The organism is Clostridium sp. AM34-9AC, from assembly GCF_003480225.1.
GTDB lineage: Bacteria > Bacillota > Clostridia > Lachnospirales > Lachnospiraceae > Acetatifactor > Acetatifactor acetigignens.
Genome location: NZ_QUIU01000036.1, coordinates 674 through 24,105 on the forward strand (window position 1 = coordinate 674; position 23,432 = coordinate 24,105).

Annotated in this window: 18 protein-coding genes, 2 tRNA genes and 1 other annotated feature; of the genes, 19 read left to right on the forward strand and 1 reads right to left on the reverse strand. The window is 44.2% G+C overall.

Features of this window, described 5'->3' with window-relative positions:
- Window positions 1-93 precede the first annotated feature (93 nt).
- The 14 genes from DW835_RS16405 (at window position 94) to DW835_RS16470 (ending at window position 17,414) form a co-directional block, all read left to right on the forward strand.
- Window positions 94-167 (forward strand) — tRNA-Asp (locus tag DW835_RS16405).
- 24 nt (window positions 168-191) lie between these two features.
- Window positions 192-264: transfer RNA gene (locus DW835_RS16410), tRNA-Val, on the forward strand.
- A 146-nt stretch (window positions 265-410) separates the two neighbouring features.
- On the forward strand, window positions 411-845 hold the full coding sequence (locus DW835_RS16415) for a hypothetical protein (protein ID WP_243037225.1): 435 nt from the start codon (window positions 411-413) through the stop codon (window positions 843-845).
- A 58-nt stretch (window positions 846-903) separates the two neighbouring features.
- On the forward strand, window positions 904-1,935 hold the full coding sequence (locus DW835_RS16420) for an extracellular solute-binding protein (RefSeq protein WP_117466199.1): 1,032 nt from the start codon (window positions 904-906) through the stop codon (window positions 1,933-1,935).
- Window positions 1,932-3,653: a sensor histidine kinase gene (locus tag DW835_RS16425; protein WP_182430343.1), complete on the forward strand. Its 1,722-nt coding sequence runs from the start codon at window positions 1,932-1,934 to the stop codon at window positions 3,651-3,653. The genes DW835_RS16420 and DW835_RS16425 overlap by 4 nt, the downstream gene beginning before the upstream one ends.
- Before the next feature lie 108 nt (window positions 3,654-3,761).
- Window positions 3,762-4,532, forward strand: coding sequence for a response regulator (locus DW835_RS16430; protein WP_117569066.1), 771 nt, complete (start codon window positions 3,762-3,764; stop codon window positions 4,530-4,532).
- 205 nt (window positions 4,533-4,737) lie between these two features.
- Window positions 4,738-6,162, forward strand: a complete 1,425-nt coding sequence (locus DW835_RS16435; protein WP_022154608.1) for a hypothetical protein — start codon at window positions 4,738-4,740, stop codon at window positions 6,160-6,162.
- Between the two features lie 153 nt (window positions 6,163-6,315).
- Window positions 6,316-8,145: an iron ABC transporter permease gene (locus DW835_RS16440; protein ID WP_118669673.1), complete on the forward strand. Its 1,830-nt coding sequence runs from the start codon at window positions 6,316-6,318 to the stop codon at window positions 8,143-8,145.
- 2 nt (window positions 8,146-8,147) lie between these two features.
- Window positions 8,148-9,794 (forward strand): ABC transporter ATP-binding protein, encoded by a 1,647-nt coding sequence (locus DW835_RS16445; protein ID WP_118669674.1) that lies wholly within the window; start codon window positions 8,148-8,150, stop codon window positions 9,792-9,794.
- Window positions 9,787-10,443, forward strand: coding sequence for a beta-phosphoglucomutase (pgmB, locus tag DW835_RS16450; protein WP_118669675.1), 657 nt, complete (start codon window positions 9,787-9,789; stop codon window positions 10,441-10,443). Before DW835_RS16445 ends, pgmB begins: the two co-directional genes overlap by 8 nt.
- A gap of 176 nt (window positions 10,444-10,619) precedes the next feature.
- Complete coding sequence (locus DW835_RS16455) at window positions 10,620-11,744, forward strand: metallophosphoesterase (protein ID WP_117466192.1); 1,125 nt, start codon at window positions 10,620-10,622, stop codon at window positions 11,742-11,744.
- The gene (locus tag DW835_RS16460; protein WP_118669676.1) at window positions 11,741-14,371 is read left to right on the forward strand and encodes an AAA family ATPase; all 2,631 of its coding nucleotides are present in this window, start codon (window positions 11,741-11,743) and stop codon (window positions 14,369-14,371) included. The genes DW835_RS16455 and DW835_RS16460 overlap by 4 nt, the downstream gene beginning before the upstream one ends.
- Before the next feature lie 104 nt (window positions 14,372-14,475).
- Window positions 14,476-15,702 (forward strand): BMP family ABC transporter substrate-binding protein, encoded by a 1,227-nt coding sequence (locus DW835_RS16465; RefSeq protein WP_118669677.1) that lies wholly within the window; start codon window positions 14,476-14,478, stop codon window positions 15,700-15,702.
- Between the two features lie 11 nt (window positions 15,703-15,713).
- On the forward strand, window positions 15,714-17,414 hold the full coding sequence (locus DW835_RS16470) for a methyl-accepting chemotaxis protein (RefSeq protein ID WP_118669678.1): 1,701 nt from the start codon (window positions 15,714-15,716) through the stop codon (window positions 17,412-17,414).
- 113 nt (window positions 17,415-17,527) lie between these two features.
- Here the strand turns inward: DW835_RS16470 and DW835_RS16475 are convergent, their stop codons facing one another.
- Complete coding sequence (locus tag DW835_RS16475; protein ID WP_118539192.1) at window positions 17,528-18,682, reverse strand: DUF4317 domain-containing protein; 1,155 nt, start codon at window positions 18,680-18,682, stop codon at window positions 17,528-17,530.
- A 243-nt stretch (window positions 18,683-18,925) separates the two neighbouring features.
- On the opposite strand from DW835_RS16475, the gene DW835_RS16480 reads away from it, so the two are divergent.
- From DW835_RS16480 to DW835_RS16500, 5 genes are all read left to right on the forward strand, one after another.
- Window positions 18,926-19,729: a hypothetical protein gene (locus DW835_RS16480; protein ID WP_118254306.1), complete on the forward strand. Its 804-nt coding sequence runs from the start codon at window positions 18,926-18,928 to the stop codon at window positions 19,727-19,729.
- A gap of 391 nt (window positions 19,730-20,120) precedes the next feature.
- Complete coding sequence (locus DW835_RS16485) at window positions 20,121-20,756, forward strand: HD domain-containing protein (RefSeq protein WP_118550662.1); 636 nt, start codon at window positions 20,121-20,123, stop codon at window positions 20,754-20,756.
- Window positions 20,756-21,511: an NUDIX domain-containing protein gene (locus DW835_RS18745; protein WP_118669679.1), complete on the forward strand. Its 756-nt coding sequence runs from the start codon at window positions 20,756-20,758 to the stop codon at window positions 21,509-21,511. The genes DW835_RS16485 and DW835_RS18745 overlap by 1 nt, the downstream gene beginning before the upstream one ends.
- 16 nt (window positions 21,512-21,527) lie before the next feature.
- A complete protein-coding gene (locus DW835_RS16495; RefSeq protein WP_118545471.1) occupies window positions 21,528-22,043 on the forward strand; it encodes a GrpB family protein in 516 nt (171 codons plus the stop codon).
- Between the two features lie 51 nt (window positions 22,044-22,094).
- Window positions 22,095-22,347, forward strand: a binding site (T-box leader).
- A gap of 60 nt (window positions 22,348-22,407) precedes the next feature.
- Window positions 22,408-23,199 carry a class I SAM-dependent methyltransferase gene (locus DW835_RS16500; RefSeq protein ID WP_227733208.1) on the forward strand — a complete coding sequence of 264 codons (792 nt, stop codon included), beginning with the start codon at window positions 22,408-22,410 and terminating at the stop codon, window positions 23,197-23,199.
- Window positions 23,200-23,432 lie beyond the last annotated feature (233 nt).

Below are 23,432 nucleotides of genomic sequence, written 5' to 3' on the forward strand. Positions count from 1 at the left end.
TAGAGCAACCGGCTCATAACCGGTCGGTCCTGGGTTCGAGTCCCCGAAGGTCCACTGAAAGCAGTTCTATTTCATAAGATAAATAATAAATATGGCCCAGTGGCTCAGTTGGTTAGAGCGTCGCCCTGTCACGGCGAAGGTCGTCGGTTCGAGTCCGATCTGGGTCGCTAAAGATTTTCATTAATCTTTATGGGGTCTTAGCTCAGCTGGGAGAGCATCTGCCTTACAAGCAGAGGGTCATAGGTTCGAGCCCTATAGGCCCCATTTTTATACTCAAAAATTTGTGTCGTCTTTATGCATTTGCATAGAGGCGTTTTTTATTTCTTTATTTAGTCCCCGTACCGCATTGACGAACAACAAAAGAATCGCTATGATGGAGTAATACAAATATCGGAAAGGTGGCAGACACCATGGAACAACGTATTTTGCAATATCGGAGAAGTATTGATGAATGGCTGGAGAAAACGGAACAGAGCGCACAGACGCAGGAAGATGGTAATGCAGGAGGTATCACGCGGACAGAAGAGCAGGATGCGAATGAACGGGAACGAATCGTCAGGGACAAGCTGAAAGAACATTTGACACAGATAAGTTTTTTCCAACATGAGCGTTTGATTCATCTGATCGTGACGGTGACTTTTGCACTACTGGAGATGCTGGCAATTCTTTTGAACGTGATTTCCGACAGCCTTTTTTCAATCTTGCTTCCGGTGGTGATTCTGATTTTGCTTGTTCCGTATATTCGTCACTACTATATTCTGGAAAATGAAGTGCAGAAAATGTATGTGCAGTACGACCGAATGCTTAGGATTTGCCGGATGACAGAGAGTAGTGGTACCTCATAAGTAGAAAAATGGACGAAGGTACCAAATTAAAAAAGGAAGAGAAGAATAAGGGTAAAATATGGGGACAATGAGTAAGAAATGCAGCAGAATTGCCGGCATTCTGACAATGGCAGGAGCAATGCTTTTGTTTACCGGATGTAGTCAGACGCAGGAAGAAATCTATCAGATTCCGGAGGATAAAAAGCTTGTTATCTATACTTCGCATAAAGAGGATGTATACGAACCGATCATTAAAGAATTTGAAGAACGTACCGGTATTTTTGTAGAATTGAAAGCAGGAGATACGATAGCACTTTTTGATGAATTACAGCAGGACGAGCCGGGGACGTTTGATGTTATGTTTGGCGGTGGAATTGAAAGCTTTGAAGAATGCAGAGATTATTTTCAGCCATACACGGTCAGTGAGGCAGAACGGATTCAGGAGCAATATCGCGCAGAGGAAGATGTCTACACTCCTTTTTCTGTATTACCGACTGTTTTTATCTATAATAATAAGCTGGTTTATCCTGTAGCTGCGCCTAAGACCTGGGCAGAACTTCAGACAGATCGTTGGGAAGGGAAAATTGCATTTGCGGATCCAACAAAGTCGGGAAGCAGTTATACAGCACTTTGCACTATGCTGCAAGTACTGGGTGAAGATGAGGAGACGATTATACGCAACTTCTGTGATACCTTGGATGGCAATATTTCTCCATCATCCGGGGAAGTATTGGAGGAAGTAAACGCAGGAACGAGGCTGGTGGGAATCACCAGTGAAGGTATGGCCAGGCAGAAAATTCTGGAAGGAGAGGACATTACTGTAATTTATCCGCAGGACGGAACCAGTGCGATTCCGGATGCAACTGCGATTGTAAAAGGATGCAGGCATCCGGAGAACGCAAAAGCTTTTTTGGAGTTTACGGTAAGTACTGATGTACAAAGACTTGTGGAAGAAAAATTTTTCCGCAGAACAGTTCGAAATGATATGGATGAATACGCAATTCAGGAAAAAAATAAGTTAAAGGCAATTGATTATGATATTCAATGGGCTGCACGGGAAAAAGAAAATATCCTGACTGCGTGGGAGAGACTACAAGAGGAAAACAGATGAAAAAATGGATCAAAAAGTCATTTTACAGACAACTGTTATTCTGTTTTGCTGTGGTAGCACTGTTCCCTTTGTTGCTGTTCGGCGTATCTCTCATTCAGACTATGGAGACGAAGATCAACAGTGATTATGAAAAAAGAGTGACAGAGCAGGCAGAACAAATAGATGCCGGTGTGCTTCATCTTTTTAAAAATTTCGAGGAAACAGTAGAAAGCATTAATGCGAACAGTAAAATCGTGGGGCAGATCAATGAAGAGGATTCCTGGTCAAAGAGTAAGATTTATCTGCAATTTTACCGGGAAGTGTCAGGGCTGCGGGAGTATGCGCAGGTTGACCTGTATGATAAAACCGGAAAATGTATTTATACCACGGCTCAGGGAAATGCCGGAACAGATTTGCCGGTATACTGGGGCATTCTGAAGGCTGTCGAAGAAAGTGAAGAAAATCTGGTTCTGCGCAGGGCGGAGCCTAATGATAAAGACATTTTGATGTATGCTGCAGGGAAACTGCTCGGGAAGGAGAATACCTTAGAGGGCTACATCGTTATCGGCATGCGGGCTGAAAATTTTGAAAAACTGCTCTATGATAACGGAAACAGTAAGGCGGAAGTCGCCTTTTTAGATACCTATTGGCGAACGATTTTTGAAAGCGGTAATCTGCAGACTGACAAGATTAGAGAAGAGCTGATGAAGGGACATAAGTTACTGGGGGTTTATCGCGCAGGAGAATTGTTGATAGAACCTTTGGGAAATACCGGATTATATACGGTAATGGCATGTCCAAGTGTATTTTCCACGGAAGTACTGAATTCCATGTACAGTGTACTTACCGTAATGCTGATCATCAGTATTTTATTGTGTGTAGGTGTGGCATCCCATGTAGGCAGAAATATGACGCGCCCCGTCGAACGGATGAATACTGCCATGCGCACTTTGCAGGAGGGAGACCTGACTGTAAGGATCGCTTCCGAAAGAGAAGATGAGCTGGGGCAGATGTCAAGGAATTTTAATATCATGGCAAATGAACTGGAACAGAATGTGCAGGAGAAGATAGAGAAGCAGAAAGAACTTAATGCATCTCACATTGCCATGATGCAGGCGCAGCTGAACCCCCATTTTCTGTACAATACGCTGGATACCATGAAATGGGTGGCAAAGGCCAATCATATTCCGGAGATTGCGACCATGGCAGCCGGATTGGCCAAGATTCTGCGTACCAGTATCTCCAAGAGGCAGTTTATCTGTCTCAGGGAAGAACTGGAGTTGGTGAATTGCTATGTAGATATCCAAAAAATTCGTTTCAATGATAAGTTTTCCTATTCCGTGGAAATGGAAGAAGGACTGGAAGATTGTGTAATCCCGAAGCTGATTATTCAGCCGATTGTAGAGAATTCAGTGTTACACGGATTAAAAGAGAGCGAAGAGGGAAATATCCATGTGCGGATTACAGGGAAGACCGGTGTACTCTGCATTGAGGTGACTGACGATGGCTGCGGAGCTCCGGATGATTTAATGGAGGCAATCAATCACAGGAGACAGGAGCAGCTTGTGGGACATATCGGAGTATCAAATGTTGACACCATTATCAGGCTGACTTACGGTGAGGAATACGGTATTTACATGGAAAAATCGGATGGAAATATCCAAACTACAAAGGATGGTAAGGAATCCGGAGGTACCAGGGTGACATTGCGACTGCCGGTCAGAAGAGAAAAAGCCTGAAAAGGAAGCAGCAAAGAGAATAATTCAAGAGAGTGATTCAGAGGGGAAAGACGAAAAGGAAAGAAAAACAAAAGACATAGGGTGCAAAAGACAGGGAGGAATTGGGTTATGTACAAAGTAATCGTAATAGATGATGAAATGTTGGTGCGCAGAGGAATCGTGATGGAGACAGACTGGCAGGCACTGAACTGTGTCGTCGTGGCGGAAGCCGGCAACGGAATCGAAGGACTGGAAGCCGTGCGGAAATATCATCCGGATCTGCTGATCTGCGATATCCGTATGCCCAAAATGGACGGTATCGAAATGCTGAAGGAACTGCGGGCAGAAGGCAATGATGTCAGTGTGATTTTTTTAACCGCATACAGTGATTTTTCCTATGCACAGAGTGCCCTGAAGCTGTTTGCAAGTGATTATCTGTTAAAACCCTTCGGGGACGGAGAGCTGGAGCAGGCAGTGAATAATGCATTGGATAAACGGAAAAAGACACAGGAACGTGAGGAAAAGGCTGGCGATGATCAGCTTCCGGAGTTGGTACTGAACAAAGGCGACAAGAGCAAATACGTCATGGCCGCAGTGGATTATATTACCGAACATTATGAAAATCCTGAGTTATGCGTGTCAGAGATCGCAGAACATGTGGGAATCAGCGAGGGACATTTAAGTCATACTTTCAAAAAGGAGACGGATTATACGGTGGCGGCTTATATTACCAGAGTGCGGATGCGGACAGCCATGAAATTATTAAATGACTGCAGAAATAAAGTCTATGAGGTGGCAGAGCAGGTGGGATATCGTGATATTGCACATTTTTCCAGCAGCTTTAAGCGGATTGTCGGTGTAACACCTTCGGAATATCAAGACAGAAGCCTGAAGAGATAACAGATTGCACAAACGAATCGAGAAAATAGCAGAAATATTATACATAATATCAGAAATATTAAAATAATAACAGTTTTACCTTATACAAATTGCTGAACTCCCAACGTATAATAGAATCATCAGAACGGAAGTGGGAAACATCCCATTCCAAGTAAGTGGACCATGAAGGGTTATACAAACTATATGTTTCAAGGGAGGACAGCATATGAAGAAAAGAGTAGTATCGTTACTTATGATCTGTGCACTGAGTGTTGGTATGTTAGCCGGATGCGGCAGCAGCGAGACCCAGAACCAGGCAACTGGAAGCGCAGATAACACACAGACAGCCGGAACCGAGACGGTGGCAGAGACCAAGACCCCGGAGGTAGCCGACGACGCAAATCTTACTGCAACTCAGCAGATCATCAAACAGGCAGAAGGAATGACCATGGAGGAACTGGCACAGAAGGCCATCGAAGAATCCAACGGCAAGACCTTTTACGGTGTAGGTAATTCCAGCCGTGGTAAAGCAGCACTTCCTCTGTTCATCGAGTATCTGCAGTCTATTGATCCTTCTTACAGCATGGAATTTGACTGGCAGCAGCCTAAGAACAACAAGATCTTTGAACAGCTGACCGCTGATTCCCTGAAGCCGGAAGGAACCTTCGCAATGACCCTGATCCAGGATGGTAATCAGATCGAATCCAAGATGACACAGACCGGAATACTGGATACGTTCATTCCCAAGGAATGGGCAGAGGCTAACGGAACCACACCCGATGCGGTGGACGGTTATCTGGCATTACAGACGCTGAATAAGGTATTCGAATACAACTGTACCGGAGATAAAGTATATGACAACTGCTGGGACTTCGTAGCGGAAGGAACTCACGCATTGTTTATGGATATTGATTCCGAGGTTGTAGGTAAGAATTTCCTGTACATGCTGACCGAAGACAAATACGCAGCTATGTTAAAGGATGCTTTCAATGCATTACCCGCTGATGAGCAGGCTTACTTCCAGCCCACGATTGATGAGATGGAATCCGAAGCCAATGATTTAGGCTTAGGCGCTGATGGTAAATATGCCCTGGCATGGATCAAACTCTGGGTAGGCAGCTACAATGCCCAGACCGATGATGGACCTATCTGTAATACGCTGGTATCCGATTCCGCTACCGATCAGTGTGGACTGTTAGTATACAGTAAGCTGCGCTCCGTAGAAGAATCCGCAGGTGTATCTGTGAACAATATCAAGGTTGCCGCTTATCAGGATGGTTATAAGGGAATCGGTGGATACGGTTACTGCCATTATCTGTTTGTTACCGATAACAGCCCGCTGCCCTGGACTGCATGTGCTTTCATCGCTTACATGACCTGTACGGAAGACGGCTTCAGCGCATGGGGCAAAGACATGGGCGGTTATTCTGCAAACCCTGAAGTCGCCAAAGCAATCGAAGCTACCTATCAGCACAGCACCGGTGGTAACGATGAGAACGGTAATGTGGTATATGAGAGCAAGAACGACAGAGGCTTTGACTGGTGGTCTACCGACGGTGAACTGGTGCTGGAAGATCCTGAGTACTGCGCATCCGTATCCTTCACGGTAGGAAGCTGGATCGAGCTGTTGCCGAAGTATACTGCTGAGTGATATGAGTGATATATGATATAAAAGAGTGACTATTCGTCCTGTCAGAATCAGAAAATCTGCTACATCATGCCTGCATGTAAGTAGCAGTTTTCTGATTCGCAGGGATGAATGGTTCTACAGGACATAAGCTTGTATTGGGAAGAGAGGTTAACCATGAATCAGAGTGCCGCAAAAAAAACAAGCAAGATGGTGATTGTTCTGAACAAGATCAAGACGTATTTCTCCAAGCCGCAAAATATCATTCTGCTTCTGTTTGGTATCGTACTTACCTTTACCACAGTGGCGCCGATCGTGGCAATCGTCGAGGATACCTTCAAGATCCATCCGGGCACCATCGATGCACATCTTACCGGAAAGGCAGGCGGATATTCCTTTGCTAACTATGTGGATCTGTTCACCAGTAAACTGGCGAGAACAAATCTGTGGACACCGCTGTTAAATACTGTTCTTTTGGCAGTCTTTACCTGCCTGATCTCCATTTTGTTCGGCGGTTTGTTCGCATTCTTAATTACGAGAACCAATTTAAAATGTAAAAAATATTTAAGCTCCATTTTTATTTTCCCCTACATCATGCCCCAGTGGACACTGGCAGTGGTATGGCAGAATGTATTCAACAGTAATGCAGTCACCGGAACCTCCAACGGACTGCTGGCTTCGCTCTTTCACATTACGATGCCCAAATGGTGGTGCCTGGGGCTGTTCCCCAGTGCAGTAGTATTGGGACTGCATTATGCCCCCTTTGCCTACATCCTGATCGGCGGCATCTTCCGCAACATGGATGCCAATCTGGAGGAAGCAGCGACGATTTTGGATACACCGAAGTGGAAGACCATGTTCCGCATTACCTTACCTATGGTAAAGCCGGCGATCCTTTCCACGATCCTGCTGGTATTCGGAAGCGCCATGGGAAGTTATCCCGTACCTCACTATCTGGGACTGACCACTCTATCCACCAAGTACATCTCCATGAACTCCAAGTATACCGGGGAAGCCAGTATTCTTGCCATCATCATGATGATCTTCGGTGTGGCGATCCTGTTAATGAACCAAATGAGCTTAAAGAGCCGTAAGAATTATACGACGGTTACCGGTAAATCCGGACAGATCTCCAAGATCAACTTAGGAAAAGTCGGGAAATATCTGATCGCGGTCATTCTGATCGTTATCACCTTCTTCACCAGTATTTTCCCAATCCTGTCCTTCGCACTGGAGACTTTCCTTCCGAATCCGGGAGATTACAGTTTCCTGTACACCATGGATCCCAGCGCTCTGACCACCAAGTGGTGGCTGACGGATAACAACGGAGCCGGTGCTCTGTACGGACAGCCCGGTATCCTCCACAATCCGCTGATCTGGAGAGCATTCAAGGGAACAATGTTAGTCGCTGTCTGCTGTGCTCTGATCGCAGGTACGATCGGCACCCTGATCGGTTATGCAGTATCCAAGAACCGGAGAAGCAAGTGGGCAAATTACGTCAACGGTGTGGCATTCCTGCCGTACCTGATGCCGTCCCTGGCAGTGGGCGCAGCTTTCTTCATCCTGTTCTCCAATGACAAGATCAACCTGTTCAATACTTACACATTGCTGATCATCGCAGGCGTGATCAAGTACATTCCTTTCGCCAGCAGAAGTGCACTGAACTCCATGCTACAGCTGTCGGGAGAGATCGAGGAAGCGGCCATCATCCAGGATATTCCCTGGTACAAGCGGATGCTGCGGATCATCGTTCCGATCCAGAAGTCTTCCATTATCAACGGATATATGCTTCCGTTCATGACCTGTCTGCGAGAGCTGTCCCTGTTCTTACTGCTATGTACGCAGGGCTTTATCCTCTCCACGACACTGGATTATTTCGATGAGATGGGACTGTATGCATTTTCCAGCGCCATCAACCTGATCCTGATCGTAACGATCCTGATCTTTAACACTTTGGTAAATAAACTGACCGGGGCCAGCCTGGATGAAGGTATCGGAGGTAAATAACTATGCCGGAAATCAAATTAACACATGTTACAAAACGTTGGGGAAAATTCTATGCGGTAGATGATCTGAGTCTGGATATGGAGGACAATTCCTTTATCACTCTGCTTGGTCCCTCCGGTTGCGGCAAGACCACTACTTTACGTATGATCGCCGGTCTGGAGACCCCTACCAGCGGGCAGATCAAGATCGGAGACCGGGTGGTATTCGACAGTGAAGCGGGAATCAATGTTCCTGCAAATAAGAGAAAAGTCGGATTCCTGTTCCAAAACTACGCACTGTGGCCGAACATGACGGTATACCAGAACATCTCCTTCGGACTGGGCAATATCAAGGAAGAACTTCCCGTGATCGATGAGGATGCCAAAGCTTTAAAAAGTATGATCAAGGCACTGGAGAATCCGGGAGAGCTGGTAAAACTCATTGAGGAATGTAGAGATAAAAAGGGAAAATTAGACCTGGATATGGTCTACCTGAAGCTGATCGATAATTATACCATTTCTATCTATACTGCAAAGGAGCTGTATAATTATAAACTCCACGAGGCAGCAGACAAAGAAAGTGTATCAAAACAAAAGAAGCAGGAACTGACTGCCAAGCTGGACAGCATCCTGGCAGGTCATAAGGAAAAAGGGGAAGAGCTTAACGAGAAATTCGAAGTCGTATCCGGTGGCAAGGTAGTAACCAGGGTCAGAAAATATTCCAAGGAAGAGATAGACCTGGCGGTACGCAGAGTATCTCGTATCGTTAAGATCGGAATGTTCATGAACCGTTATCCCGCAGAACTGTCCGGTGGACAGCAGCAGAGAGTTGCTATTGCCAGAACACTGGCACCGGAACCCCAGGTACTGTTCATGGATGAGCCACTGTCTAACCTGGATGCGAAACTCCGTCTGGAAATGAGATATGAACTGCAGCGTCTGCATGTAGAGACCGGAAGCACCTTCGTATATGTAACCCATGACCAGATGGAAGCTATGACACTGGCAACGAAGATCTGTCTGATCAACAACGGTGTATTGCAGCAGTATGAAGCACCGTTGACTGTGTACAGCAGACCCAACAACCTGTTTGTGGCTGATTTCGTAGGAAATCCTTCCATTAATTTTATCGAAGCCAAGGGTGTGCAGAATGAAAACGGCAGCCTGGATGTGACGATCTTAGACGGTAGAAAGGCAAAGTTTGTTCCGAAAGAACATCTGGATCTGCTAAGATGGTTTGCAGAGAGAGATAAGAACGAAGCTGATGAGGCAGCCCGTCACAAAGAGAAAATGCAGGATAAGAAAGCTGTGGAGAAATCCAATAAGGATGAAGTCTTCAAGTATCATATTGCCAGAGTGAACGAGGACGATTACGCACTGCAGGAAGCTCCCGTGATCACCAACGAGGATTTTGTCATCGGTGTACGTCCCGAAGCCCTGCAATTACACGATGGTGCAGGTCTGGACGGCGTGATCTACGGTGCTATGCCCACCGGTATGGAATCCACGATTAAGCTTCGCATCGGAGATTTTCTGCTGACCGGTGTAGTATTTGGAAATACAGCATACAAGATCGGACAGGAAGTGAAATTCGAAGTTGGCGGAGAGGATATCCTGCTCTTTGACAGGAAGTCAGGCAAACTGATTACGGCAGGCAGTCTGCATGCGTAGGAAAAACTATCAGGGAATAATATTTGATCTGGATGGTGTCATTTGCCATACGGACCGATATCATTTCCTGGCATGGAAACAGATAGCGGATCAACTCGGAATTAATTTTGATGACCGGATCAATGACCGGATGCGGGGGGTGAGCCGTATGGACAGTCTGGAGATTTTGCTGGAAGAATATCACGGTGAACCGCTCACCGCAGCGCAAAAAGCAGCACTTGCGGAAAAGAAGAACCAATTATATGTAGGTCTGCTGCAAAATATGGGCGAGGCGGATTTGTCCGAAGAAGTCCGGAAGACTATGGATACGCTGCGAAGCCGCGGACGAAAACTGGCAATAGGATCTTCCAGCAAAAACACCAAACTGATCTTAAAAAGGCTTGGGCTTACCGGATATTTCGATGCCGTCAGCGACGGAACCAATATTACAAGGTCAAAACCGGACCCGGAAGTGTTTCTGTGTGCAGCACAGTATCTGGGGCTGTGTCCGGGAAAATGCCTGGTTGTGGAAGATGCAAAAGCCGGTATTCTGGCAGCAAAAGCCGGAGGATTCGACAGTGCGGGATTAGGGGAGGCAGCAGCTTTTGCTTTTGTAACATACCCCTTGCAAAGCTTTTCGGATTTACTGAAGCTGGACGGAAACAGGTAGTAAATAAAACGTATCGGAAAATGAGATCGAATGTCTCACTGCCGATACGTTTTTGTTGTAATCGAACAGAGATTCGTATATAATAAAAATGTCTGTAAATACAGATCCGTACGACCTTGTTTTAAGATATTTTAAGACACGACATGTATTACAGAGACGATACAGGAGGCAGCAATATGAAAATCATCCATTGTGCGGATATCCATCTGGATTCCAAAATGAGTGCAAATCTGACCAAAGAAAAAGCGAGAGAACGCAAGACGGAATTGCTGACTACTTTTCAGAATATGGTTACCTACGGGGCAGAGCAGGGCGTGGCGGCGATCATAATCGCAGGAGATCTGTTCGATACGAAAAACGTATCCGCTACCGCCCGGAATGTGGTAAAAGACTTAATTCAGGGACATCCCAAAATAGCTTTTTATTACTTACAGGGGAATCATGACGAAGGAAGCTTTACGTCCGGTCTTTCGGAACTTCCGGAGAATCTTCATCTATTTGGGAACAACTGGACAAGCTATGAACTTTCAGGGACGGAGAATACCTCCGGTAAGGGAGTTGCGGTTACTGGGGTGGAACTGACACCGGAAAACAGTGGAAGCATATATAATACGCTGTCACTGGATGTGGATCAATGCAACATTGTAGTCCTGCATGGGCAGGAATCGGAATACAGTGCGAGAGATAAGGCGGAGATCATTCATCTGACGGCATTGAAAAATAAGGGAATTGATTATCTTGCCCTGGGACACATCCACAGCTATAAAAAAGAGCGTCTGGATGCGAGAGGCGTCTATTGTTATCCCGGCTGTCTGGAGGGCAGAGGGTTTGATGAATGCGGAGAGCATGGATTTGTGATGCTTGACATTGATGAGCTGACAGGTACAATTGACAGTACGTTTATTCCTTTCGCATCCCGAAAGCTCTATACCATCCCGGTGGATATTACCGGTTGTGAATCCACGACGGAAATCATGGAACGGATGAGAGCCGAGACAGCCGGGAAAGGTTACCCGGAGAAAAGTCTGATCAAGTATGAACTGGTCGGGAAAATAGATGTGGAAAGTGAAAAGGATATTGACTTTCTGTTACATCAGTTCAGCCACCTTTTTTATTTTGTGAAGATTAAGGACAGCTCTGAGTATCTGGTGGATTATGCTGCTTTTGCAAAGGATAAGTCCTTAAAGGGAGAGTTTATCCGTACTGTCATGGGCAGGGCAGATCTGCCGGAAGAGGACAAGGCGACAGTGATACATTACGGATTGCAGGCACTGGCCGGAGAGGAGATCCTGGACGCATGAAACTGATCAAATGTCACATTGAGAATTTCGGAAAACTAAGTGACTTTACATATGATTTTACAGATGGCTGCAACACCGTCTGTGAGGGAAACGGCTGGGGAAAAAGCACACTGGCAGCATTCTTACACGTTATGCTGTTCGGATTCCGGAATGAAGGGAAGAGAGACCCACTGGAAAATGAGAGGAAGAGATACAGTCCCTGGCAAAAGGGCGTCTATGGCGGAGAACTGCAATTCGAAAGTGAAGGAAAGCAATATTCTGTCCGCAGAACCTTCGGAAGTAAAAGCGCAGAAGATGAATTTCAGCTGACAGATACGAAAACAAATCTTCCATGCAGTGATTTTACACAAAATCTGGGAGAAGAGTTGTTCCGGATCGACGCAGGATCCTTTGAACGAACGATTTTTATCTCACAGAATGACTGCGAGACCTTTGTTACGGACGGCATCAATGCCAAAATCGGGAATCTGGCGGAGAATACGGACGATATCAATAATTTTGAGACAGCGGACAAGCGGTTGAACGATCTGTTAAACAGCATGTCACCCTCTCGTAAGACCGGATCGCTCCGTCAGAGCAAGGACCGCATTACGGAACTGAAGACGCAGATCCGTAACGGGCAGGAGATACACAATACGATGGAAAGTATTGATACCCGGAAAAAGGCAGCAATCGAGGAGAGAGAAAAGCTTTCTGCGGAACTGACAGAACTGCAGGAGAGACAAAAGGAACTGGGAATTTATAAGGATCAACAGGCGAAAAAAGAGAAGTACCTGGATCTGCGTGCAAAAATGGCACAGAGACAGCAGACTTTAAAAGAAGCGGAAAGCTATTTTAACGGCGTGATACCAAAAGGGGAAGAATTACGCGAAAAAGCAGCCGTCTGCAATCAGGGGATTTCTGTCCGCAAGGCAATGGAAATCTATTGCCTGACAGTGGAAGAACAGGCGCAGTTAAAAGATAATTTCCCCATGGTGGACAATGCCCGGCTGGAAGAAAAATATGCTGAGGCACAAGAACTTGAGAGCCTGGAAAGTACGATAAGAAAAAATGCCCTGTCAGGGGAAGAGAGCAGACGGTTAGAGGAGCTTTCCGGATATTTTGCGGAAGGAATGCCACAGGAGGCGGAGATCGACAGTGTAAAAAATGCCTGGACGAACCGCAATGAAGGAAAAAGTCTTCTGCAGGCGAAAGAAATACAGCGGAAAACCCTGCAATCCATACAGGCACAGGAAGATGCCAGATGCTTACGGGAGCAGGAAGAAGCAGGTAAAAGGAAAAAAATACTATTGCTTTTTGGCATTCTTTTATCGCTTGGCGGTTTTGTTGTGATCCTGTTGGGACAGGGAGTGATCGGAGGAGTCCTGATCGTACTGGGAATTGCAGCTGTGGCAGCGGCACTGTTGTTTACAGCAGGCAGATCCAAAGTCCAAACGGGAGAAAATACAGAGCTTTCCTATTTGGAACAGGAAATGGAAGAACTTGAGGCACAGGTCCGCATAGAGGAAGAACAGATTGATGATTTCTGCACTCGTTGGGGACTTCGGGAAGGACTGGAACTGACCTCCTGGCTTGTGGAACTGCAGAATAAGAGAAGAGATTACGAGGCACTTTTGGAGCGGCAGAAGCAGGACGGATCGGATGAAAAGACTGCGAGAATTGCCGCATTGCAGAAAGATTTGCAGCAGTTTTTTGCAGAATACGGAGAAGTACCGGAAACACAAAATTATCTTGCGGCATTGCATGAACTGGCGGGAAAGTGCAGACAGAGACAGCTTTTACTGGAAAAACAAAAGAAATATTTACAGCAAAAACAGAAATACGAAGCGCTGGAAGAACAGGTAAAAAACTATTTTGTGTCGTTGCAGCTGATTCCGGAGGAGCACCCGGAAGAACAGCTGGCCGAACTGGAAAGTCATAGAAAGGATTATGAGAAGGAGTTACAGGAATATCGGAGAATCGAGCAGGAGATAAAAGCGTTTGAAGAGAAAGAGGACATTCCGGCACTTCTGGCACTGAAGATCCCGGAGGGAGAGGAATCCCTGGAAAGTCTGGCAGATGAAATGCAGGTCCTTTCGGAGCGTATGGAAGAACGTTTTCAGACCATTGACAGCTATCAGAAACAACTTTCCGACTTACAGGAATCCTGGGATAATGTGGAGAATATGCAGGAAGAGCTAAAAGCGTTGCAGGAGAAGACAGAGGAAGGACTCAAACAATATGAATTGCTTGGAATGACGAAAAATCTGTTGGAACAGGCAAAGAGTTCGTTCACTGCGAAATATACAGAACCTGTCATGCAGGGGTTCCGGAAATATTACAGGATGCTCACGGGAACGGAATGCGAAAATTATCAGATGGATGCCAATACCAGATTACAGGTGATTGAAGGAAATATGCCCAGAGACATCGGATACCTGAGTCTGGGCAACCGTGACCTGATCGGTATCTGTATGAGACTTGCTTTGGTGGAAGCCATGTATGAGGAACAGAAACCGTTTTTGATTCTGGATGACCCTTTTGTGAATCTGGATGAGAACCGGACCAAGGGAGCAATGCGGTTCCTTGCAGAGATCGCGAAAGAGTATCAGGTGATTTATTTTACCTGCCATGGCAGCAGGGAATAAGGGAAGGCTGTAGTTTATATTTGTAGAATCAACCGATTCTGAGAAATCAGACGGTAGAGATAAGAGATATACATAGACTACAAAAGAGAAAGGGGTACTTGTATATGGGAAGAGGTAAAACAGGAAACTTTTGGAAGGCAGCGGCAATTCTTCTGGGCTGTGCATTACTGACAGGCTGCGGAAATACCGGAGAAGTGGACGATTATGCTACAAATATCGGATATGAGGCAAGAGGTGGCAATGGGACAACGCAGGTGGTGCAGTCGGAAAGCGGCAGCAGCGCAACAACACAGACTGCAGGGATTCCAAAGGAGGAGATCAAGGTAGGTGTCATTCATCTGTCGGATCCGGCAGATGGCAGCGGCTATACGTACACGCATGATCTGGGTATTCAGGGAATGCAGCAGAATCTGGGATTATCAGATGATCAGATCATCCGCAAGATTAATGTCAATGACAGTGATACGCAGGAGACCAGACAGGCAATTCAGGAATGTATTGATGAAGGCTGTAATATCATCTTCACTACCAGCTGGGGATATATGGAAACTACAGCGGAAATGGCGGAAGAATATCCGGAAGTGTATTTTTCCCATGGCACCGGCTACCTGAGCAACGGTAAAAATTTCAACAACTATTTCGGCAGAATTTATCAGGCGAGATATTTGAGCGGTATCGTGGCGGGAATGAATACTTCTTCCAATAAAATCGGGTATGTGGCAGCTATGGATTCTTCCAATTCGGAGGTCACCGGCGGTATAGATGCCTTTGCACTGGGAATCTATTCGGTGAATCCGGACGCAAAGGTATACGTAAAGGTGACAAACAGCTGGTACGATCCCGAGGGAGAAAAAGCTGCGGCACAGACGTTACTGGATATGGGCTGTGATGTGATTGCACAGCATTGTGATACCGTATATCCCCAGACGCTGGCACAGGAAAAAGGTGTGTACAGTATCGGATATAATTCGGATATGAGTAAGGATGCTCCGCAGTCCTGCCTGTGCAGTGTGGTATGGAACTGGAGTGCCTATTATACAGCGGCTGTCCAGAGCATTATCGATGGCAGCTGGGACGGCAGCAATTACTACGGCGGTATGAGTGAGAATCTGGTGGGCATTACCAGTCTGGCGGATTTCTGTGCGGAAGGAACGAAAGAGAAAGTAGAAGAAGCCAAGAAGCAGATTTTATCCGGAGAAAACGGGGTATTTGACGGTGTGATCGAGACTAATACGGGAGAGACGGTGGGCAAAGAAGGAACAACGCTGGATGATGCAACGATCACCGGAGGTATCAACTGGTATTTCAAGACCGTATCTGTGGTAGAATAGGGGGCATTTTCATGAGTATACAAAAAAAGATTCTGTCAATGACCATCGGACCGGTAGTATTGCTGGGACTGTTATCTATATTTTTTATGCTGACGACGGTACGCAGTTCCATGATGGAGGAAATCGAAGAAGGACTGAAGGGAACGGCTGCGGCAACGCTGGCAGCATATGACCAGAACACCGGTGACTATATGGAATCCAGTAATGGCGACATCTGGAAAGGCAGCTATAATATCTCCCGTTCCGAGAGCCTGGTGGATCGGATCAGGGACAATACAGGAATGGATGTGACTTTTTTCTACGGGGACCGTCGCATCATGACTTCCGCCGTGGATAGTAACGGAGATCGGATTCTGAATTCTCCGGCGGGAGACAGGATCGTGGAGAAGGTATTACAGAACGGAGAAGAGTATTTCAGCAGTGCGGTCTCTCTGGACGGAGTTATGAATTACGGCTATTTCATGCCGGTCTATCAGAACAACTCTGCGGAGATCATCGGCATGGTATTCGTGGGTACGAATAAAGAGGACAAGGATGCCGTAGTGAACGGCATGATCTTTGGCATAGGTGCAGCTGTATGTGTGGCGATGATCCTGTGTATGGGCGTGGGACTGAAGCTGGCCACTTCCATCAGCCGGAATATCAAGAAGAGTATCGGTATCATGGGGAAGGTCGCAGAGGGTGATCTGACCGTCTGGGTCGATGACAAGATGTTAAAGAGGAAGGATGAGATTGGAGATCTGTCCAGGGTTACCGTAAAACTGAAGGATACTCTGAAGGGTATCCTGAAAGGAATTTCCCAGAATTCCGAGAGTCTGCTGGAGGCTTCCAGAGCGCTGGGAAATGCAGCAGACACTACCAACGGTACCATGAACGAAGTACAGAACGCTGTAAGTCAGGTGGTGGCAAATTCTACGGAGCAGTCCAGAAATTCCGAGAGTACTTCCGAGAATATGCGGATCATGGGAGATCATATCACCGAGACTTCCACAGAGGTGGATACGTTGAACGCCCATGCGGATTCTATGCAGAAGTCCAGTAAGAAGACAGCAGATACGCTGGCACAGCTGTGCAGTATCAATGAGGAAGTGGAGCGGATCATCGGAGAAGTCAAGGAGCAGACCGACCGCACCAATGTATCGATCCAGAAGATCAATTCCGCCATGGAATTCATTACGTCCATCGCCGAAGAGACGAACCTGTTAAGCCTGAATGCCTCCATCGAAGCGGCCAGAGCCGGAGAGAGCGGAAGAGGATTCGCCGTAGTGGCAGACCAGATCAAGAAACTGGCAGAGCAGTCTAACCAGTCCGGTCACGAGATTGAAGACACTACGAAAGCATTGATGGAAGATTCCGCCCGGGAAATGGAGATCATGCAGCGGATGCAGGAGATCATTACGGAACAGAGCGGCAGCATGCAGGAGACCAGAACCAATGTATCGGAAGTCTTAAAAGAGATCGAGGATTCCATGCAGAGTATTCTGCAGATCAGAGAGAGTACCGGCAGACTGGCTGAGTCCCGTGGAGAAGTCATGGAGGCTGTGGAGCAGCTTTCGCAGATTGCGCATGACAATGTAGATAGTACGCAGCAGACCTATACCGAGACACAGGAGGTTCTGGATACCTTTAAGCAGGTATATGACAGTGCCGGACAGCTGAAGAAGATTGCTGATGAGTTGGCGGAGAGCATGCAGTACTTCAAGATTCAATAGTTGATTTCGCATAAAATAAAACCAGGGACAGCTTTCGGATGTTTGGATTCGTAAGGCTGTTCCTGGTTTTTTACACAAGTTCGTTGTGCGATTCTTGTCGTTTGGCAGGTGGTTTATTCTTCAGATTCTTCCCTGTCCCCGCTTCCGGCAGCCCGGACGGTGATGCCGTTGACTTCGATATTACCGTCCAGCTCGATAACGAGACACTGTCTGCCGTCGATCAGCTTCGTGTTGACGAGATCCGTGCGCTCGGGATTGACTTTGATGACCACATCTGGCGTCTTTACCTCAAAGCTGCGGGGATTGTAGACATTGGTCATCATGAGGGAGGTGGCTTCACCGGCAGTGGCATCGAAACACTGGTCGAAGACCTCCATGCGGTCATTGGCTACACCACTGCTGGCAAAAATGGTTTTTACTTCATTTTTATCTAATACCACAGGCTCGGGATCTTCTTTATGTTCCTGGGCAATCTCATTCATTTTCTCGTGGATATTTTTCACCGTCTCGATATCACAGCTATCGCCCAGAGTCTCCTCCACCAGTGACTGGAAGGTTTCCTTCTGACCGCCTGCGGACAGAGGAAGAGGACAGCCTAACATCAGATCTACGAAGTTCTCCTTTAATTCCTCCGCATCTTTGGAATAGTACAGAGTGCTGTGCAGGTCCGTGCTGCGGTCATTGAATGCGGGGAACAGGAAGGCTGCATCCGGCATACCTACCACCCAGTCGCGGATACGGTTCTGGAAGGTATTTTCCACAGCGTTATAGCTCAATCCCGGCTTGGACAGATCCACGGGGCAGATGCAGGTAAGGATATAGTCATAGACTTCGTCGGAAGCGTCCTCCATTTCGATGCCGTCTCTGGTACGACCCGGTACATCGTAGGCATCGTGGATCAGCAGGATCAGATAATTGCCCACATATTCATAAGACTCGATGATACGGTCATAGAACTGCTCAAGCAATGCATCGTCCTTCAGCCTGCTGTCTCGCAGACGCAGCAGGAATTCCTGCGTGCCGCCCTCCGTTTCACTCTTTAACGGGAATTCCAGATTCAGCAGATTTTTGCCGATGGTGCCGGACAGACTCTTCCGCAGAATCTCGAAGTACTTGAACATCTCTTCCTCCGGCAGTGCCAGAAAGGCCTGCTTTAATTCTGTCTTTTTATTTTTTTCTCCATCCACATAGCATCCGCAGATTCTTGTGATGGAGCAGTTTTTCGGGGTGAACAGCTTTTTGATCTCGCTGATTTCCTGTTTTGTCATGAGAGTACCTTCTTTCGATTTGATGATATCAGTATAGTATAAAAAACGTGATGGGACAAGTGCTCAAGTTGGAAATATGTTGTATAATGGGGGCAAGAGTGATAAAATAATACTGAACATGGTTCTAGTGGTCTAAGAGTAAGACGTTTATCAGATGATAAAAGATAGTGGTGCAAATCCACTCTAAAAGTTCATAAAGTTTATGGATTTTTAGAATGGATTTGCAAAGAGGAATTAGTAAAAATGACATTAATTGTAGGATGGTTGGCTTGTGATCAGAGAGGCCCATGTTCTGCATATATAGCCAGTGATAGTAGAATTTCTGATAATAGGAACTTTTATGATTATAGCCAAAAGACATTTGCATTAAAAAATACTCCTGATATATTAGGGTATTGTGGAGAAACATTATTTACATATCAGATATTAACTCGCTTAACAAGTATGTGCGATGTGGGAATGCTGTTATCAGCAGATATGGATTATCAAGATAGAAGTGAGATTATTTTTAATGAAATCAAAAGAGCACATTCAGCATACAAACTTAATAATGGAATTATTAAAATATATCATATAGGGCGAAATAAAAAAAGAATATTTGATGCGAACGTATACTTTTGGAATGGAATAATATGGGAGAACATAAAAATACATACTGATTTTAAGAAGTCAAAGAACCTTTTTTCAGATGGAAGTGGGAAAAAAGAATATGATGAGAACTTTTTGAGGTTCAAAAATGGAAATAACGAAAGCACAAGTAGAAATTATTTCCATTGCTTTTGTGATATTGTAAAAAATGTCAAGGACAAGCATACAGGAGGGATTCCGCAACTAGTTGGTCTATATAATGGAAGCAAATTCAATGGCATGTATCATGGAACGATTGTAGATGGACAAGCATATTATCAAGGATTAAAAATGGGAAATGTATATGGAATGTCCAATATAAGATGGTACAATGAAAATTTTGAAATATGTGATTGGAATACGAAACAACGCGAAGCTAATGCGATGGTTCAACCAATATCAAAAAAGGCAACTCCCTGACTCTCCATTCTAAAGAAAAAATACAGTAGGGGGAGAGCGAGGTGCTTTTCAAAGGGAAAATAGACTTCCCTTTTGAAATCAGGGTATCTCCAAAATCAGGATAATATAGATTTTATGGCAACAAATTAGCAACAGAAAATCAGTGAGCCAAAATAATATATGTAACAGAGATAAAATAACGGCAGAAAAGAGATGGAAACTAAACAAATACATTTAGTAATATCTTCGGATTTGCCGAGTTTGAATAACGGATTAAAATGCCGAAAGCCTGTATTTATGCGGGTTTCCGGCATTTGTTTTATCGAATGGCTCTAGGTTGGCTCTATTTGTGGGTGGAGTAATGACTTTCATAAATCAATATATTGCTTTGTTAGGTTGATTAGGAGAAAATATGACAGATAATGAAAAGAGATTTATACAAGGTATATTTTCGGGAGACAGTAGTGGTCATGACTATTATCATACAATACGAGTATATAAACTGGCTACTAAAATCGCAAAACAGGAAAATGCAGATGTTAAAATAGTGCAGTTGGCGGCTCTGTTACATGATGTTGACGATATTAAGCTTTCTCCGGACACTTATGTTACCAAGAAAAATGCAGTTGATTTTATGACAATTAACAAAATAGATGGTAAAAAGATAGAGGCGGTATGCAAAATTATAGATGAGGTTTCATTTGCAGGAACTGATTCAGTCGTACCTGATACCATAGAAGGAAAATGTGTGCAGGATGCAGACCGACTTGATGCTATAGGAGCTATTGGAATTGCCAGAACATTCGCATATGGTGGTAGTAGGGGAAGAAAGATTTATGATCCGGAAATAAAACCTAAAATGGGAATGAATAAAGAAGAGTATCGGAATAATCAAGATTCTACAAGCATTAATCATTTCTATGAAAAGTTGCTTTTGTTGAAAGACATGATGAATACGACTGAGGGAAAGAAACTGGCAGAACATAGACTGGTTGTAATGCAGGAATTTCTGTATGAGTTTATGCTGGAATGGGAAGGAAAAATGTGATGGAAGTAAAATTTTATGATACAGTTAATGATGAACTATTGAAATTTGCAGTAATTATCTCACAGAGTAACGGCAAGTGGGTTTTCTGCAAACATAAAGAAAGAGATACATATGAAGTGCCGGGAGGGCATAGAGAAGCTGGGGAGGATATTTTTGAAACAGCAAAAAGGGAGTTGAAGGAAGAGACTGGAGCTATCAAATTTGAGATAAAACCAATATGTGTATATTCGGTGACAGGTAAGACTAGAGTAAATGATACCGGTAAAGAAACATTTGGACTGCTTTGTTTTGCAGAGATAACAGAGTTTGCAACAGAATTACATAGCGAAATGGAGAAAGTTGTGCTTATGGATGATTTGCCTGAGAACTGGACATATCCGTTAATACAGCCGAAATTGATAGAAAAGTATTTACGGGTTAAAAGTAATTCTATAATCGGAGCAACAGTAACTGTCACAGTCGATAGACCATTAGGAAGTTATCATCCTGAATATAAGGATATGTATTATCCAATAAATTATGGTTACATTGAAGGAGTTATGGCACCAGATGGAGAGAAGCAGGATGCCTATATATTAGGTGTAAATGAGCCAGTAGGTAAGTTTACAGGTAAAATTATTGCCATTGTTTATAGAAAAGATGATATAGAAGAAAAGTGGGTAGTTGTGCCTGACGGAGTAACTTTTTCAAAGGAAGAAATCAGGAGACAGATTCATTTTCAGGAACAATATTTCGACAGTGAAATTGTGATGTAATATTAAGGAGATTGCTATGTCATTAGGATTAAAAAGAGGAACAGTGCAGCTTGAACCACATGATAAACAGTGGGATGAGGCTGCCATTCAAACAATCAAAAACCTTAAATCTATATTAGGTGATGATGCTGTTGATATACAACATATTGGAAGTACAGCAATACCAGCAATTAAAGCAAAACCGATTATTGATATTGCTGTTGGGGTAACTGATTTTGAGAAAATAATGTCATATAATGAGCAGTTACAGAAGGATGGAATCTTTTATCGTGGTTCGGATGTGGAAAATCAGATTCTTTATGTAATGGGTGATATGGAAAAGGATATCAGGACACACCATATTCATGTTGTGAAGTGGAATGGAACTGAGTGGAGGAATTATATTCATTTTAGAGATTGTCTAAATGCTAATGAGAATATGGCTTTGCAGTATCAGAGGGTGAAGGAAGAACTGGAAAGTAAGTATGCTGATAATAGGGGATTGTACACTAAAGGAAAGAAAGATATAATAGATATTATTCTAAATAATTAATAATTTTTATTTTGTATGTCTTGACAAAAAATAATTATGAATCTACTATGTTAAAAAGCGATGAAGAGAGATAGTAAATATTTTGGAAATTACAGAGAGGAGTTGCTTGGTGGAAAACTCTATTGAAGAAATATTGAACCAGTCTTGGAGCCGTGTACCGACTGATTTATTCATTAGGCTACACTGGGAACGCCCATTACAGCGTCAGAGTATCGAAAGAAATTTCCGTACTTGCTAAGGTCTATATTGCGAAATATAGATGAATTAAGGTGGTAACACGAAGCTATCAGCTATCGTCCTTAAAGTTAATTTAAGGAGGGTAGCTTTTTTAATACATAAAATAATAGAATCGGAGGAATTAGTGATGAATTATGTTGTTGACAGTTACGAGAATTACAAAGAGGAAAATCGTTTGACTACAAATAATGCAAGAAGAATTGAATTTGTAACAACTACAAGAGTTTTGGATGAGATTATCGGCACCAATAGTAAAATATTAGATTGTGCAGCAGGAACAGGAATTTATGCTTTCTGGTTTGCAGATAAGGGGCATGATGTAACTGCTACAGATATTACGCCAAGGCATATAGACATTATTAATCGAACTCTTACCAATAAAAATTATCATATGAATACTTCTGTTTTGGATGCTACAGATATGTCCTGTTTCGCAGATGATTCATTTGATATTGTTCTCAATATGGGACCATTTTATCATTTGATTACAGAAGAGCAGAGAGAAAAATGCATGAAGGAATGTCTAAGAGTGTTAAGGAAAGGCGGGCTTTTGGTTACTGCGTACATTCCAAGATACTATGTTTTTCAATATATTGCTACGAGCAATGAAAAATATTTGGATGAACACTTGGCGAAACAACTTATTGAAACTGGTGTGCTGAAGCATGATGATGAGAAATGCTTTTGGACAGATACTTATTACTCATCAAAAGAAGAAATGGAATCAATTTACCAAAGATATAGATTAAAAATTGTAGACCATTTCGCCCAAGATGGTTTAGCTCCTCTTTTATCACAAAAGGTTGACAAATGGGATGAAAAACAGTTCAAAACTTGGTGCGACTATCATTATAGTGTATGCCGTGAACAGTCGGTTTTAGGAGCAAGTAATCATGTTATTATAATTGGGAGAAAATAATAAGATTTTGAAAGATATCGTTGCTAAAATACTCATTGCTTTTTCATTAAGAAAGCATATAATGATTAACAGATAAGGAATTGATTATCGGGAGAGTTCCTGCCATATAAGTGGAAGATTTTAAACTCGGGAGAGCTCCTGCCATATAAGTGGAGAATCTTAAATTCTGAGAGAGCAAATAGTAAAATATTTGCTCAGACTGTAGACAAAGCTCCTTCCTGTGAGGGAGCTTT

Coding starts and splice junctions, on each gene's coding strand:
- DW835_RS16495 (WP_118545471.1), top strand. CDS start 21,528: ATGTCATTAGGATTAAAAAGAGGAACAGTGCAGCTTGAACCACATGAT.
- DW835_RS16460 (WP_118669676.1), top strand. CDS start 11,741: ATGAAACTGATCAAATGTCACATTGAGAATTTCGGAAAACTAAGTGAC.
- DW835_RS16485 (WP_118550662.1), top strand. CDS start 20,121: ATGACAGATAATGAAAAGAGATTTATACAAGGTATATTTTCGGGAGAC.
- pgmB (WP_118669675.1), top strand. CDS start 9,787: ATGCGTAGGAAAAACTATCAGGGAATAATATTTGATCTGGATGGTGTC.
- DW835_RS16415 (WP_243037225.1), top strand. CDS start 411: ATGGAACAACGTATTTTGCAATATCGGAGAAGTATTGATGAATGGCTG.
- DW835_RS16435 (WP_022154608.1), top strand. CDS start 4,738: ATGAAGAAAAGAGTAGTATCGTTACTTATGATCTGTGCACTGAGTGTT.
- DW835_RS16420 (WP_117466199.1), top strand. CDS start 904: ATGGGGACAATGAGTAAGAAATGCAGCAGAATTGCCGGCATTCTGACA.
- DW835_RS16445 (WP_118669674.1), top strand. CDS start 8,148: ATGCCGGAAATCAAATTAACACATGTTACAAAACGTTGGGGAAAATTC.
- DW835_RS16465 (WP_118669677.1), top strand. CDS start 14,476: ATGGGAAGAGGTAAAACAGGAAACTTTTGGAAGGCAGCGGCAATTCTT.
- DW835_RS18745 (WP_118669679.1), top strand. CDS start 20,756: ATGGAAGTAAAATTTTATGATACAGTTAATGATGAACTATTGAAATTT.
- DW835_RS16430 (WP_117569066.1), top strand. CDS start 3,762: ATGTACAAAGTAATCGTAATAGATGATGAAATGTTGGTGCGCAGAGGA.
- DW835_RS16425 (WP_182430343.1), top strand. CDS start 1,932: ATGAAAAAATGGATCAAAAAGTCATTTTACAGACAACTGTTATTCTGT.
- DW835_RS16480 (WP_118254306.1), top strand. CDS start 18,926: ATGACATTAATTGTAGGATGGTTGGCTTGTGATCAGAGAGGCCCATGT.
- DW835_RS16475 (WP_118539192.1), bottom strand. CDS start 18,682: ATGACAAAACAGGAAATCAGCGAGATCAAAAAGCTGTTCACCCCGAAA.
- DW835_RS16440 (WP_118669673.1), top strand. CDS start 6,316: ATGAATCAGAGTGCCGCAAAAAAAACAAGCAAGATGGTGATTGTTCTG.
- DW835_RS16500 (WP_227733208.1), top strand. CDS start 22,408: ATGAATTATGTTGTTGACAGTTACGAGAATTACAAAGAGGAAAATCGT.
- DW835_RS16455 (WP_117466192.1), top strand. CDS start 10,620: ATGAAAATCATCCATTGTGCGGATATCCATCTGGATTCCAAAATGAGT.
- DW835_RS16470 (WP_118669678.1), top strand. CDS start 15,714: ATGAGTATACAAAAAAAGATTCTGTCAATGACCATCGGACCGGTAGTA.